The 14,315-nt window shown below is 69.9% G+C and carries 13 protein-coding genes and 2 pseudogenes; 4 read left to right on the top strand and 11 right to left on the bottom strand.

What is annotated here, in order from left to right:
* Positions 1-284: 284 nt before the first annotated feature.
* The 3 genes and pseudogenes from ACNNMR_RS14535 to ACNNMR_RS14525 all read right to left on the bottom strand — a co-directional run.
* Positions 285-736: pseudogene (locus tag ACNNMR_RS14535) on the bottom strand (hypothetical protein); the annotation flags it as partial.
* 25 nt (positions 737-761) lie between these two features.
* Complete coding sequence (locus tag ACNNMR_RS14530; RefSeq protein WP_419995020.1) at positions 762-1,262, bottom strand: NUDIX domain-containing protein; 501 nt, start codon at positions 1,260-1,262, stop codon at positions 762-764.
* A 33-nt stretch (positions 1,263-1,295) separates the two neighbouring features.
* Positions 1,296-1,817: pseudogene (locus ACNNMR_RS14525) on the bottom strand (tetratricopeptide repeat protein); the annotation flags it as partial.
* Positions 1,818-2,033: 216 nt separating this feature from the next.
* On the opposite strand from ACNNMR_RS14525, the gene ACNNMR_RS14520 reads away from it, so the two are divergent.
* The 4 genes from ACNNMR_RS14520 (at position 2,034) to ACNNMR_RS14505 (ending at position 4,396) form a co-directional block, all read left to right on the top strand.
* The gene (locus ACNNMR_RS14520) at positions 2,034-2,264 is read left to right on the top strand and encodes a hypothetical protein (RefSeq protein WP_419995019.1); all 231 of its coding nucleotides are present in this window, start codon (positions 2,034-2,036) and stop codon (positions 2,262-2,264) included.
* A gap of 9 nt (positions 2,265-2,273) precedes the next feature.
* Complete coding sequence (locus tag ACNNMR_RS14515; protein ID WP_419995018.1) at positions 2,274-2,765, top strand: hypothetical protein; 492 nt, start codon at positions 2,274-2,276, stop codon at positions 2,763-2,765.
* Positions 2,766-2,927: 162 nt separating this feature from the next.
* Positions 2,928-3,872 carry a transposase family protein gene (locus ACNNMR_RS14510; RefSeq protein WP_420000364.1) on the top strand — a complete coding sequence of 315 codons (945 nt, stop codon included), beginning with the start codon at positions 2,928-2,930 and terminating at the stop codon, positions 3,870-3,872.
* Between the two features lie 5 nt (positions 3,873-3,877).
* Positions 3,878-4,396, top strand: a complete 519-nt coding sequence (locus tag ACNNMR_RS14505; protein ID WP_419995017.1) for a hypothetical protein — start codon at positions 3,878-3,880, stop codon at positions 4,394-4,396.
* On the opposite strand, the gene ACNNMR_RS14500 is transcribed toward ACNNMR_RS14505, so the two are convergent.
* From ACNNMR_RS14500 to ACNNMR_RS14465, 8 genes are all read right to left on the bottom strand, one after another.
* A complete protein-coding gene (locus tag ACNNMR_RS14500; protein ID WP_419995016.1) occupies positions 4,388-5,143 on the bottom strand; it encodes a transposase family protein in 756 nt (251 codons plus the stop codon). The genes ACNNMR_RS14505 and ACNNMR_RS14500 overlap by 9 nt on opposite strands.
* Positions 5,144-5,327: 184 nt before the next feature.
* Positions 5,328-6,278 (bottom strand): NlpC/P60 family protein, encoded by a 951-nt coding sequence (locus ACNNMR_RS14495; RefSeq protein WP_419995015.1) that lies wholly within the window; start codon positions 6,276-6,278, stop codon positions 5,328-5,330.
* Entirely contained in the window at positions 6,263-7,297 is a 1,035-nt protein-coding gene (locus tag ACNNMR_RS14490) for a replication-relaxation family protein (RefSeq protein WP_419995014.1), read from the bottom strand. Before ACNNMR_RS14490 ends, ACNNMR_RS14495 begins: the two co-directional genes overlap by 16 nt.
* Positions 7,297-9,843 (bottom strand): type IV secretory system conjugative DNA transfer family protein, encoded by a 2,547-nt coding sequence (locus tag ACNNMR_RS14485; RefSeq protein WP_419995013.1) that lies wholly within the window; start codon positions 9,841-9,843, stop codon positions 7,297-7,299. The genes ACNNMR_RS14490 and ACNNMR_RS14485 overlap by 1 nt, the downstream gene beginning before the upstream one ends.
* A gap of 51 nt (positions 9,844-9,894) precedes the next feature.
* Entirely contained in the window at positions 9,895-11,724 is a 1,830-nt protein-coding gene (locus tag ACNNMR_RS14480) for a VirB4 family type IV secretion system protein (RefSeq protein WP_419995012.1), read from the bottom strand.
* 50 nt (positions 11,725-11,774) lie between these two features.
* The gene (locus ACNNMR_RS14475; RefSeq protein WP_419995011.1) at positions 11,775-12,866 is read right to left on the bottom strand and encodes a PrgI family protein; all 1,092 of its coding nucleotides are present in this window, start codon (positions 12,864-12,866) and stop codon (positions 11,775-11,777) included.
* Positions 12,867-12,932: 66 nt separating this feature from the next.
* On the bottom strand, positions 12,933-13,940 hold the full coding sequence (locus ACNNMR_RS14470) for a hypothetical protein (protein WP_419995010.1): 1,008 nt from the start codon (positions 13,938-13,940) through the stop codon (positions 12,933-12,935).
* A complete protein-coding gene (locus ACNNMR_RS14465; protein ID WP_419995009.1) occupies positions 13,940-14,236 on the bottom strand; it encodes a pilin in 297 nt (98 codons plus the stop codon). Before ACNNMR_RS14465 ends, ACNNMR_RS14470 begins: the two co-directional genes overlap by 1 nt.
* Between the last annotated feature and the right edge of the window lie 79 nt (positions 14,237-14,315).

Below are 14,315 nucleotides of genomic sequence, written 5' to 3'. Positions count from 1 at the left end.
TTCGAGGCACCGCCGCTTCGAGTGAAGCGAGCAGCTTGGCCGTGCTGCGTCCGATGGGCAGCTCGTTGCACCCGTCATGGACGAGATAGCGGAATCGGTCTTCACCTCGGGAGCGCCGTCGAACGCGATGCTGACCGGGATGTAAAGGCTGGGCCGCGAGTCGCCCGTATACACCGGTCTGGTGCGCGAGTGGCGCGAGAGGGCTGGAGGCCCCGGCGATCTCGGGGCGGGCTGATGTGAGTCATCCAGCTAGGAAGTGATCGCCGCCGAGTGCCGCACCAGCCGCGGGCGGCGCCGAGCGGCAAGACCACGGCCACGGGCATTCCGGCATCACGGGCGTGGATGACGGTGTCGGCGATGCCACCGCCCTTTCCAGACGGCGGTGTCCCGTGCCATACGGCCACGAGCCGGTCGGCGCGCTGCAGGAGGGTGTTGTTCGCGGCTTCGTAGGCGGCCCGGTTCGCTGCCTCGTGCTCCATGACCAGCGTCTCGGTCGCGACGGCGGCGACTTTGTCGAAGGTGGCCGCGTGGTCGGCCTGACCTTCGCCTGCCGGTAATCGGCCGCGGGGAGCACCACTGCGAGCTTGCCGCTGGCCGCCAGGATGGCTTCGGCGAACACGGTGTCCGCGCCCGTGGCGATGCACGCGATACCGGTCAGATCCTCGGGCTCATATGGGGCGAGGAGGTCACGCAGGGCGGCGTGGACGAGCGGCACGGTGTGCTCGGTGAGGTCCATGTGCCCGGTCACCGCGCGATCACGGTCACGGACTGAATCCGTCCAGGGAGATCTGCGGGCCGCCGTCGAGGTGGCGGTGCAGGGCGGAGGCGGTGGTGTTCACGAACTCGGCCGGGATGCTGTCGACATCGACCCAGGCGACCTGGGCGTGCTTGCCCGGTTCGCGGTTCTCGGGCTCGCCGGTCCAGTGGTGGGCGGCGAAAACGACGGTCAGGAACCCGTTCGGGGATTCGACGCCGGAGGCGCCGTGAATGACATGCGCCACGGACAGGTGCTCGGGCTTAACGATCACGCCGGTTTCCTCGACCAGCTCGCGTACGGCGGTGCTGGTGATGGGCTCGCCGGGGTCGGCCTTGCCGACGGGCAGGTCCCACTGGCCTTGGGTGAACTTGGCGTTCGGGCCGCGCTGGAGCAGCAGCACTTGGTCCGTGGCCTTGTTGTGGATGACGGCGGCGACCAGCAGCGTCATGGATTCGGTGGCGGGCTTAAGTGCGCGGGGTTGGGCGTCGGTGTCGGTCTGGGCCACAGCTTTCCCTTCATCGGCAGGGTGGAAGGCATGCTAGGCGAGTGCTTCGCAGGCGTGGCGGGCGAGATCGGCGGCGCCGGGGACCTTGCGGCGTTGGTAGATGGCCAGGGTGGGTCGGATCGAGGTGATGGCCTTGCGGGTGCGGTCGGAGGTCATGCCCTCCATCAGCTCCAGGGCGGTGCCCCATGCGGCGATGGCTTCGTCGGCGCGGGCCTGGGCTGCGAGGCTGTCGCCGAGGTCGGCGCGTTTGTACTTGACGGGGTCCCAGCGGGTGAGGGCGTCGCGGTGCTGCTGTTCGGTGCCGACGTGGTCGGCGAGGTCGGTCAGGGTGCGGGCGGTGTGGCTGGCCACGGTGCCGGCGGCGGGGCCGGAGACGAGGGAGTAGCTGGGCTGGGGTCCGTCGTCGCGTAACAGGGCGTCCTCGGCGGCCAGCAGGGCGCGGGCGGCGGCTGCCTTTTCCTCGGTGGCGGCGAAGGCGCGGGCGTGGGTGATGTGCAGCAGGGCTTCGGTCTGGCCGTCGATGTGGCCCAGGCCGCGACTTAGGGCTGCTTCGGCGCCGGCACCGTCCCTCCCCGCTCCGGAGGCTGTAAACCGCGTATACCGCTTTGCCTGCCCTTCACCGTACCCACTGTGCGTGGTGTCGGGTTCACTGTTTGGCAGGCCGCCCGGTGCGACACCGACCGGTCGCAGATTCTGGCCCCCGCGAGGCCGGCTCCGACGGTCAGGGGCCTCCCGATGCGGGAGACTTCAAGGTGCTTGGAGGTGGCTTCCTTGGAGATCGACCTGAGTCAGGCGCGGCGGACGGTAGCGGAGCTGTCCGAGATGCTCGAGGCGCTCGACGGCACCGAAGTTGACGACGCCCCGACGCGTGCCGCCCGCCGGCAGCATGCCCGGATCACTCGAGAGCTCTTGTATCTGTCCCACCTGGGGGCTCGCGCCTCCACCGAGATCATGGGCACCTACCACGATTTCAAGTTCCGCCATGATCCGGTTGGGGAGTGACCCGCCGGGATGAACCAGGAAACCGAGGTGCTTCTGCTTGACGTCGTCGAGCGTCTGCAGCGCGCGATCCTGGCCAGGGACTGCCCGGCGGTGGTGGCGCTGCAGGGCGAGGAGACATTGGTGATGTCGGAATACGACTATCTCCGCGACGCCGATACAGGCTCCGCCTTCGAGCGGCGCGCAGCCGGTGAAGGTCGCAGGATTGCGGCCACCCGTTTCGTGTTCGCCTTGCCGCAGGTGTGGTTGCCCGATGACGAGGGAGTCCAAGCCCGTGCCGTAGCCAATCTGCCTCTGCGTGAAGGCGAGGACGAGGTCGTGAGCTGGATGAGTTACGCCGTTGACGATGGTGTGGACTACGGCTTCGTGCCGTACGTGCGGCAAGGGGATGGTCGCCCGGACTTCGGGCGACCCACGATGCTCACCACTCCACTCCAGCCCGGCGATGCGACGCCGGGCCGGGAACTATTGCGGATCGTGCTTGAAGGCAGGGAGCTCACCTGAACTCAGGCGGGAAGGTATCCATCGCGTACGGCGTGTCTACATGACTCAGTCGTCGGAAGCGGGGTCTGGCTCAGATTCCGTGGAGGGCCCACGACGAGTGATTGGTGGCTAACGACCTCGTGCATGGTTGGGGGTGGCGCGTCGAGACCTTGATCGGTGATCATGGTCTGTGTGGTGGGGAACCGGGCACGCGCAGCGATCATCGGTAGCCAGCGGATCACCGGGCTGACGCCCGAGGTGATCGCCGAACTCGTCGCTGACATCGGTCCGTTGTGGCACGAGCGTCACCAGGCGGCACTCGTCGCACGCCCGCGGCGCAGGGCCGTCGGCGCCGGCGCGAAACACAAGTTGGTCTTCCTCGACCGGCTGCTGGCCACGCTGGTGAATCTCCGGCACGGCACCACCCATGACGTGCTGGCCTGCTGGTTCGGCGTCGACCGCTCCACCATTACGCGCGCGGTCGGTGAAGTACGGCCGCTGCTGGCCGAGAGGGGTTGCACGATCGCACCCGGTCAACGGCTGCGGACGCTTGCCGAGGTTATCGACTACCTCGGCGCCGAAGGGCGCACCGGAATCATCGACGGAACCGAGATCCGGGTGCGCCGCCCGGCCGCCGGACGCGAGGACCGGGAGAAGTTCATCTCCGGGAAGAACAAGCAGAACGCCGTGAAGGCGATGGTCGTCACGGACGCCGCAGGACGGCTGCTGTTCTGCAGCCCGACCGAGCCGGCCAGCTGCGCGGACATCACCCATGCCCGGAAGCTCGGCCTGGTCAAGCTCCTGGCCGACGGTTCCATGGTGGAGATCCTGGCCGACGCCGGCTACCAGGGCCTGGGCGCCCAGACCGGTGGACGCGTGGTGACGCCGCCGCACCGCAAGTTCAAGAAGAATCCGCCCGAGTGGTACGAGAAGATGCACGAGCGGCAGCGCAAAGCACACTCCTCACGTCGCATCCGAGTCGAGCACGGTATCGGCCACCTGAAGAACTGGCGATCTCTCGCCCGCCACCACGGCCGCCGCGAGCACATGAGCGACATCATCCAAGCCGTCGCAGGGCTCCTCTCCCACCAGCAGGCGGCCACGACGCCGAGCGGTACGCGAATGTGAAGAGAATGGCCAGCCCGCGGCCCTCGACGCGCCACCCCAACCATGCACGAGGTCGTAAGGACGGCAGCAAGATCCGTACCCGCACCGACAACGTCGCAGATCTGAAGCGCACCTATGACTACGATTCCGCGGGACGGCTGACATTCACCAAGGAGACCAAGGGCTCCACGACCAACGCGAGTTGGCTGTACTGCTACGACAAGGCCGGCAACCTCACCTCGCAGGGCACCGCGGCCGGCTGCCCGGGCGGCACTACCTACACCATCAATGACGCCTCCCAGATCACCGGCAAGAACGGCTCCACGGAGGGCTGGTCGTACGACAAAGCAGGCAACGAAACCGCTGCCGCACCCACCCCGGAAACGGCCCGCACCAGCGAGCAGTGGAACGACTTCTCGCAGCAGACCACGGTCACCCAGGGCGGCCAGGAATTCAAGGCCCGCTACGCCTTCACCGACCAATCCGAGCGCATCGAGTTTGGCAACACCACCTTCCACCATGAGCCTTTTCCAACCTCACACTGACGCGTGGTGAAGGACGAGGATGGCCTTCACGAAGTTGGTGATGCGGTTCGTGCTGCACCGGAGCTTCCGCAGGAGGCGCCAGCCCTTGAGGGTGGCCATGGCCTGCTCGCCGAGGCAGCGGATCTTGGCGTGTGTGCTGTTGTGCTGACGCTGCCACCGCTTGAGGCGACGGCCACGAAACGGCACCCGGACGGGTCCGCCGGCGCCCTGGTACGCCTTGTCGGCCCAGCACTTGAGGCCGGCTTCGGCGAGCGCGTCGACGATGCCGTGGGTGCGGGCGGCGGTCAGGTCATGGGTTGAGCCGGGCAGCGCGGGCGAGGCCCACAGCAGCCGCCCGAAGGGATCGGTGAGGACCTGGACGTTCATGCCGTGCCGCTTGTGTTTGCCGGAGTAGTACGGGGTGTCGGCGGCGATCCGGTCGATCGGCAGCAGCGTCCCGTCGAGGATCACGAAGGCCAGGCGGCTCGCGGTCCGCATCGCCTCGGCCAGGCTGGGAGCCAGCGCGGCCAGGACCTCTATCGCCTCGCGGACGTAGCGGTAGACCGTCGCGATCCCGATGCCGAACCCGGCGGCGAGCTGGGCATAGGTGTCGCCGCACCGCAGATGGGCCAGGACCAGCAGAGCCTGACGGCCCGGCGTGACACGGCGCCACCGGGTGCCGATCTCGCGGCGGCGAACCGTGAGATGCCCCGCGAGGCGGCGCAGGTGGGCACTGGACAGATCGATCGCCGATGGATAGACAAGCACACGAAGCTCCTGGTCGGCACGGGTGATCTTGGTCGTGAACCCGTCTACCAGGAGCTTCGCCGGTTCGTACAGCCCGCCAACCGCCAGGCCACGCCGTCAGGTTGGAAAGGGCTCAAGATACCGTCGACTGCATGACCTCGACGCAGGCCTGCGCTCCCACCGTCAGGCGGCAGCAGTTGCGTCGCTATCGGGATGTCGCAAGGTCAGCTGGTCGGGTCGCGCCGGCGAAGTCTGCGCCCGTGAACAGGATGGGTCCGATGCGGACCTTCGTGCCGGGTTTCGGTGCCTCGATCAGTTGTCCGCGACCGATGACGAGGCCCACATGGTGGATGGTCCCGCCTGGACTGCCGTAGAAGGCAAGATCGCCCGGTCGTAATTGCTCGCCTCGCGGGACGCGCGGGCCAGTGCGGAATTGTGCGTCCGCGGTGCGCGGCAGTTTGACGCCGGCTGCCGCGTAGGCGGCCTTGGTCAGGCCGGAGCAGTCCCAGCCGCCCTCGTGCGGGCCGTCGCCGCCGAAGACGTAACGGTCGCCGAGCTGCTTCTGGGCGAACTCGATCGCCGTGAGGGTGACGGTGGAGGCGGCGGTGTCGCCTCCGCTGATCTTCCCGCTTCTGTAGGCGCTAGCTTGGGCTAGGACATTTGTTACGTAAGTGGTGGAGTGGTTGTAGGCGTAGATGCCTTTTTGGAGGTTCTTTCCGTCTCGGGCTCCGGAGTCGCAGAGGTAGGCGGCCGCGGAGAAGATGGCGTCCTCGGGGTCGTACGGTGTCGCTGTCTGGGCACCGCCCGGCGGCGGGTGTTTGGCGATGACGCTGCGGAATGTGGCAGGCAGAAATTGCATGGGGCCTCGGGCGTTTGCCGGGTTGGCTCCGCTGTGTACGCCGGGCAGCGTTGAGCGGCCGTGGTTGCTCTCGACCTTGCCTATTGCGGCGAGGACGGACCAGTCCAGGCCCGGGCAGGTGGGGGCGGCCTTTCGGTAAAGCAGGAGGTAGTCGCCCGGTATGTCGCGGAGCGCAGCCTTGCTCGGAGTGGTGCCCGGGCCTCCTGCCAGGGCGAGCAGCGGGCCGCTGGCGGCTGCGGCGATGAGGGTGAGGCAGAGGAGCAGGCCGCCAAGGGCCAGCGCTATGCCCTTGAACATGGGGTTTCACCTTCCCCAGGTGATGTCGCTGGTGGTGGCATGGGGTGGGGTGGGGGTGAGCCGTTGACGGAGGCGCTTGGCGTCGTGGCGGTGTCCGGCCTGAGCGGCCGCAGTTCGGGCCAGGCTGCCGGGAGGTCGGCGAGGCGGTAGCGGTGGCTGCCTGCGGGTGACTCCAGGGGTAACCAGCGGCGTGTGGTGGGGTCAGGCCGGTCTGTCTTCGGGGGATAGCCGGCGTTCGTGGTCGCGATCGGCACCTGCTGGGGGTTCGCCACGCGGGCGCGGGCGGTGAGCAGCGCGCGACGCGTAGCACCTTCACGGCGGGCGGTAGGTAGCCAGAAGAGGATCGGCGTGGCGATACGGGTAGTGGCCGCCAGCGCCGCGTAGCCGGGAACCTTGTCCGCGACCTTCGCGGGGGCTTCGGTGCCGGTGTCGTGTTCCAGGAACCACTCGACTTCGCGGTCGCCCTCGCGCCAGCGACCGTAGCCGTCGGGGCGGGCCAGGTCGCCGAAGTAGCGTCGGCAGCGGGACTCGGACCACCAGGCCGTCAGCTCGCCGGTGGTCGCGGGGTGGCGGGCTCGTGCCACCAGGGCCGTGAAGAGGGAGTTGCTGCCTACGAGGTGGGTGAGCTGCAGCGACTGCGCAATGGCCAGGGCCTCGTCCTGGCGGAAGCGGACGGTGCCGGCATCCGGTGGGAGCAGGCGGGCGCCGGCGATGTCGAGTACGTAGTGCATGGGTGCGGTGCCGCTCGTGACGAAGGGTTGGAAACGCTCCACCACGCGGCTCTTGTAGAGCTCCAGCAGGCGGAGGTTCGCGGCTCGGTGGGAGACGAAGGCCAGCTGGGCGATCTGGTGGGAGGTCAGTACCCGGTGCTCGTAGAGCATGTGGGCCAGCCAGCGGTCTCGTGGGGTGAGGCGGGCGGCCAGGCGGGCCAGGCTCACTGCGGAGAGCACGGTGCGCTCGGTGGGGCGCGGGGGCCGGTGGCCGCGCAGGGCGCGCTGGGGTGGGGGATAGGTAGTCATCACTTGTCTCCTGTGTGGGCGGGTGGGGTTCTGCGGGGGTCGGTGGTGCGGTGCAGAGGCAGGCGCTTGGTCAGCGTGATGCCGTGACGTGGGCCGGCGTGGCGGCGGGCCGCGGTGCGGATGAGCCGGGCGCGGCCGGGGGCCGGGGGTGGGAGCTTCTGCGTGCGTGCGGTGAAGGCTGGTGCCTCGGCGCCGTGGAGGACTGGACGCACGGCGATGTGGAAGGCGCCGAGGTGCGAGAGGTCGTGCTCGTCCAGGCAGGGCGCGGTGTGGCGGGCCAGGTGGTGGGCGTCTTCGGGGGAGGAGTTGAAGAAGATTTTGGTGCGGGCATTGGTGCTGATGCCCTCTTCGAGTTCTTTGGGCAGCTGGCGCAGGTATTGGTGGGCCAGGGTCATCGACAAGCGGTAGCCGCGGGCCTCGGCGAGCATGTCCTCCAGCGCGTACGGGAGGTGCAGGAAGTTGTGCGCCTCGTCGAGGTAGAGCGCGCAGTCGGGGCGTTTGTCCTGGGGGAGGCGGGCGCGGCGGGTGGCTGCCTGCCAGGTACGGGCGACGACGATGGAGCCGACGAGCGCGGAGGTTTCGGCGCCGAGGGTGTCCTTGGCGATGCGCACCAGGCAGATGCCGCCGCCCAGGACGTGGTCCATGTCGACGGTGGACGGGCCGCCGGCGAGGGCGTCGCGGACGAAGGGGCGCAGCAGCAGGCCGCGTAGCTTGTTCATGAGTGGGGCGGTGACGTGTGCGCGGCCTGCGGTGGAGAGGTCGTCGTACCAGGTCCAGAAGCCGCGGAGGATGTCGTCGTGGATATGCGTGATCGCGGAGTGCCGGTATGCCTGGTTGGTGAAGAGGTGGGGGAGGTCGCTGAGGGTGGGGGTGCCGGGTTGGGCGTGCAGGGTGAGGAGGCCGGAGCGCAGGATGTCGTCGGTGCGCGGGCCCCAGGAGGCGGCGTAGATGCGGGAGAAGATCGATACGAGGTGATCGACGGCGCGGGGGCCGTCGGTGCCCTCGAGCGGGTTGAGGATGGGGGGCGGGTGCCGGTCGTCGGCGTCGAAGAGCACGACGCGAGGGGCCAGTTGCTCCGGTAGCCGCATCAGCAGGTCGGTGATCAGGTCGCCTTTGGGGTCGACGGCTACGACGCCGCGGCCGGCTTCCGCGTCGGCGAGGATCATGGTGCCCAGGAGTTCGGACTTGCCGGAGCCGGTGGCGCCGAGGATGTGCAGGTGCTGGCGGGCGTCGGGGACGTGCAGGCCGACGTGGCGGGTGCGGCCGGTGTCGGTCTGACCGATGGGGCGGATCGCCGGGCCGCGGCCAGGGAGGCCGGGCGGGGGTGGGACGGCCTTGGCGCTGGCGCGCTGCAGGCCGGCGACGGTGTGGTCCCAGGGCAGGTGGGCGAGGGCGGCCAGTTCCGGGATGGACAGCAGGTCGCCGCGGTCGAGGCGGCGGTCGGCCAGGCGGGGCAGGGGGCGGCGGATCCGGCGGCGGCGGTAGTAGTTGTGCTCGGTGTAGGCGGAGAAGGCCGAGGCGATGGCGTGGGCCCGGCCGCGCAGGCGGTCCTCGGCGTGCTGGCGGGTGGACTTGTCGCTGTCGTCGGCGGGGGCCAGGACGGCGTAGCGGATGCGGGTTTCGTATTGCGCGCCGCGCTGTTTGAGCACGATCGCACGGTCTTGCGCTGCCGTCTCGATGGCGGCCTGCCGGTCACCCGGGACCGCGGCCGGTGAGCGTCGAGGTGCTCGTATGCGGCCGGGGGTGACGACATCGAGGAGACGATGGACGAGGCGGGCGGGACGTCCGGCCCGTAGCCGGCGGGCGGCTCGGCGGGCGGCGGCGATGCGGTGGCCCGTGATCGGGCGGGCCAGGATCTGCACGACGGCCTGCTCGCCGCCCGTGAGACCGACGGGTGCGCCGAGCAGCGCACGGATCGGATCGGTGGGGAAGTCGGCGCGGATGGGCAGTGCCTCACTGCGCGCCAGCCGTAATTCGCCTGCGGCGGCGTACAGGTGATCGCCTTCGCCGGTGCCGGGTGGGAGCGGGGCGGTGGCGGGCCTGGTACGGGTGTGGGCCCCGGGCCAGGCGGCCTCGAGCGCCCGCTCGACCAGGCCCGGCGGGATGCCGCCGGGGACCCACAAACCGATCCGGACGCCATCGGAGTCGAAGCGATACTCCCAGGTCAGATGCGGCTGCCCCCACAACCATCGTCGCCAGGCCGGACGCAGCAGCCCGACCAGGTTGGCCCAGAGCGCGGCCGCGCCTTCTGGTTCGACGGCAGGCGGGGGGAGAATCGCGACCATCCGCGCCTCACACGCCAGGTCTCGCGCACGTTGCCGGCGCCGGTACTCGCGCAGGAGATACCCTGCGGCCGCCGCGGCGGCAGCGGCCGAGCCCATGGCCGCACCCCATGCGGACAGCCAGGCTTGGAGGTGCCCCAGAACGGCGCTTATAGCGCCGGCCGGATCGCGTAGATAGTCGCGCAGCAGTGAATCAGCCTGCATGGTGGACCCCCGTCGGTCCGCGACCGCGACGGCATCGTGGGACAGCGGAATCGGCAGCATGACCGGGACCTCCTCCTGTGGCTGCAGGTATGGGCCTGGAAATGGCACGGCTCACGGGACGCCGACGTCGACGCGGCCGTTGGGGGACTCGACGAGATCGTCGTGCCCGGGGAGATCGAGTACGTCCACGAAGCCCGCGTCGCTCGCCTGCTCCTGCGCGGTGGCGTACGCGGCGAGCTGAGCCGGGTCGCTCGTAACCAGGAAATCCTCGCTCGGCGAGGCGATCACCTCGAAAGCGGTGCGGTGGGTGCCAGTGGACAGCAGGCCCTGCCCCCTGTCCGCGGCCAGCAGGAACTGGCGCTCGCCCGTGGAGAGATGGAAGGTACGGGCGATCTCATCGATGGCCTGCGGTGCCTGGCGCAGCAGGATCTGGGTGGCGGAGTTCGCGACGATCGCCTTGCCCAGGTCCGTCGCCAGGACGTCCGCCGCATCCTGGGTGGCGACGGTCAGCCCCGCCCAGTGCTTGCGGCCCGCCTTGGCCATGCGGAAGAGGAAGTCGGCCCCGGCCGGCTGCTGCATCAGCAGCCACGCCTCGTCGACCATGACCAGGCGGGGACGGCGTACGGCGGGATTGGAAACCCGCCGCCACACCGCGTCCAGCGCCAGCAGGGTGCCGACGGGCTTGAGCTCGTCGGGAAGATCGCGGAGGGAGAAGGCGACCAGGTGACCTTCCGGTCGTGTGGACGTCGGGCCGTCGAAGAGCCCTTTGAACGCGCCGCGGACGTACGGGTGAAGCCGTGCGGCCAGTTCCTTGGCGGCAGGCTGCCGGGTATTGGAGAGCACGGTCATGAGATCGCCGAGGAGCGGGGCGGGGCGGTTCCAGGTGCGGGCGTCGGCAGTGATCCCGGCCTTCTGGTATGTGGCCGTGACGGCCTGGTCGAGGGCGACCCGCTGCGCCGGGTCGAGCGGGCCGCCGAGCAGGACGGCGAGCACGGTGTGGCAGAACAACGAGCGGCGCACCAGGGCATCGCGGGGAGCGGTGCGCCGCCCGTCGGCTTGGAGCTGGATGGGCAGGTCGAGCGGGTTGAGGCGTACACCCTCCGCGCCGAGGTGCACGTAGGCGCCGCCGACGGCACGGGTCAGGCGGGCGTACTCGTCCTCCGGGTCGATCACATGGATCTCGACGCCGCGGTACAGCGAGCGCAGCAGCTCCAGCTTGACCAGGTAGGACTTGCCGGCACCGGAGCGGCCGAGGATGACCGCGTTGTGGTTGTCCAGGGCGAAGCGGTCCCAGTGCACCAGGCCTTGGGAGCCGACGTTGTAGCCGTACAGCACGCCCGACGGGGCGGCGAGCGAGGCCGGATCGGCGGGCGGCAGGTCGGGGCTGGTGAAGGGGAATGCCGCGGAGAGCGCGCTGGTGTCGAAGGTGCGCCGCATCCGGATCAGATCGAGCCCGAGGGGCAGGCAGGTCAGCCAGCCCTGCAGGCTGCGGTACGTGGTCGGCTTGGCGTCCAGCAGCAGGCTGGCGGCCAGGGCACGCACCGCGGCGACCTCGTCCGTCAGGGCCTGCTCGCTGCCGGTGCGCACGGTCAGGTAGAGGCCGAGCCGGTAGAGCTTGCCCTCGCCGCGGGCGATGCGGGCGCTCAGCTCGTAGGCGTCTTCGGTCGCGGCCTCGACGTACGGATCCAGCAGCCGGCCCTTGTCCTGCGCCTGCCGCCGCCCGGATTCCAGCTTCGACAGCTGCCGCTTGAGCCGGCCGGCGGCGGTGACCGGGTCGATCGGCTCCACGTGCAGCGCCACATCGACGCGGCCGGGGTAGGTCAGCAGTGGCTGCAGCCACCCCGGGTGGACCTCGCGCGGATAGCCGGTGATCGCGAAGGCGGCGATCCACTCCCCGCCGACCTCGATGCTGCGGGCGTCCACCTTCAAGGCGTCGGGCATGATGGACAGGGAGCCTTGGCGGCGGGTATCGGGAGATGTGCGCCGGCGGTTCATGGGATCCGCTCCGCTCGCAGGTCGTCGATGCCGTCGTCGGCCGAAACCGCGGTGGTGATCACCTCATCGGCCGTGGCGAGCGCGCTGGAGGGCCGGATGAGGCTGCCGGGGGAGCAGGCGGAGGCGAGGACACCCGTGGTCCGGCCCGCGTCCAGCACGGTGACCTCGATCCCGGCCGGATTCAGTAACTCCCGGGCCTCCGCGGCCCGTCGGACCAGCCGCGATCCCGCGGCACGACGCGCCGCCGAGTCATCAGCGTCCTTCGGCCGCATGCTCCGGCTCCGGGCGGCCAGCAGCGCGAGAGGCGAGGCGCCGCCGAGCCCGTCGGTCGGCCCGCCGGGGGCCAGCGGTTCACGCAGGACGAGCAGCACCTGGCGGCGCAGCAGCACACGGTCGCGGCCCAGCTGCTCCACGAAGTCCGCATGCTCGCGGGCGGCGGCCTCAAGCGCCGGATGCGGCAGCCCAGGAGCCCGGGACCGCAGCTCACCGACCTGCCCGGAGAGGTCCAGTCGCTCGGTGCGCGTGACCACCTGCACGGGCGCGGTCAGCGAATGCAGGTACCGGCCGAAGGTGGCGACCAGAGCCTCCTGTTCCGCCGGTGTCCGCAAGGCGAAGTTGACGGTGGAGCACACCGCCACCAGGGCGACCCCGTCCTGGCCCAGGTCGACCAGCCCGGACTCCGACACCCCCGCCACCGGCGACTGCCCGGCCGCCGGCAGCATGTCCTTCGCCGCGTTGCCCGCAGCGCCGGAGGCGGCACCCCGGATCCACTGCGGTGGGGGCAATACGCCCTCCGCGGCTGCCACCTGGATACGCGGGGACAGGTGATGCCGTACGGCGGCCAAGGCCAGCTGATCCAGCGGCAGGCCGTCCCGTTCCCCCAGGGCCAGGGCCGCCGCTGTGATGGCGAGCGGCACCGCGACGACGGCGTACACCGCGAGCGGGACGATGGGACGGGACGCCTGCCAGCCCAGATAGAGGACCATCCCGGTCACGGACAGGATCAGCACCTGGCGGGCGGTCAGCCCGAGGAACAGGGTGTCCGGGCGGTCGACGTTCGAGGGTATGCGGATCTGCTGACTGCTCACCAGAGCTCATCCTCTCGGCGTGGCACGCGCTCCCATGGCACGCGCTCCCGTGGCACGTTGAGCCGCCTACCGGCCGCGCAGCACATGCAGCACCCGGCCGAAGACATAAGCACGAGCCACCCCACCGGCCATCGAACGACGCCGGCTGACCCGGACCGACTGCAGAATCCAGAACGGGATCCGCAGCAGGATGTACACGAGCCCCAACGCAACGATCAGATTCACGAGCCCGCTGTTGCCGACGCCGAACCACTGGAAGGTGTCCGGGGTCAGGAACAGCCGGATCGCCGTGATCAGCGCGAGAGCCTGCGCGACCTGGATGGCCAGCAGCCCGCCGAACACGCGCCACCACCAGCGGGCCACAGCCTCGGTCTGCGGCAGCGCGTAACACATCAAGGCCAGCGGCGCTCCGGCAACCATGATGACGGTCAGAGCCACCCGCACCACATAGGTGACCAGCAGCACCAGCAGCATGATCACCAGGACCAGCCCGATCAGCGCCATGAAGAGGTTGTTGACCAGAGCGCCGGACACCATATTCCGTAAGGCCGCCGCGGCCGTCCCCTCGTCCACGCCGCCGCCGAGGACCGCGGCGGAGAGGGCATTGGCCAGTGCGATGGCCTGCCCGGCCAGCGGCAGCGACAGCGCCGAGGCCAGGAACCCGAGCACCACCCGCGGCCCGATCTCCTTGATCGAATAGCGGGTCTGGACCGACTCGTGTGCCATCACCACCACGCCGCCGACCGCGACCAAAATGCCGTAGCTCGCCAGCATGATCTGCCACGAGCTGTCCCACAGCTCCCCGATCCGCGGCAGCTGATCCGGGGTTGGCGTCGCGAACAGGCTGTGCCCCAGCAGATCCAGCAGCGGATTGAGCGCGGACGAGACGAGCTTTTCGAAGAAGGCGCCGATCGCCTTCCCGATGGCGTCGGTGAGCCAGTCGACGGGGTTGGGCGTGGGCGGCGGCTGCTGATCTTCCGCCGCCTGCGCCTCGGCCGTCATCAGCACGCCCGGAAGGAGCGCGGCGAGGAGGACGACCGTCAGTCGCTTCTGGGCCAGGGCTCGGGCGTCCATCAGGCACCCACGATTCCCTTGAGGACCTCCACGACCAGCGGCGCCAGCGCGGCCAGCCCGTATCCCCACCCAGCGCTCCTGAAAGCCGTCTTGGCCTTCTCCACCTCGCCCGGATCGCCGCCCGCCATCACGTAGCGGACACCGCCGACGGTCAGGAACACCGTGGCCAGGCCGGCCAGAATCCCCATGATCCAGTTACGGATGTTGTCCAGCACCTCGTCCACGGATTTGGCCAGGGCGAGCAGCTGCCCGCCATCCGACGGTGGTGCGGCGGCAACCAGAGAGCAGATCGCCACGATCACCCCTGCCGCCGACCACCATCGCCACGAGCGCCAGCGAGTACGAGACGCCGGAACCGACACCATGGGCCCTACC

Origin of the sequence: Streptomyces boninensis (assembly GCF_048572725.1) — a bacterium.
Lineage (GTDB): Bacteria > Actinomycetota > Actinomycetes > Streptomycetales > Streptomycetaceae > Streptomyces > Streptomyces boninensis.
The sequence above is the reverse complement of the archived record's forward strand: the minus strand, read 5'-3'. Positions and strand labels throughout refer to the sequence as shown.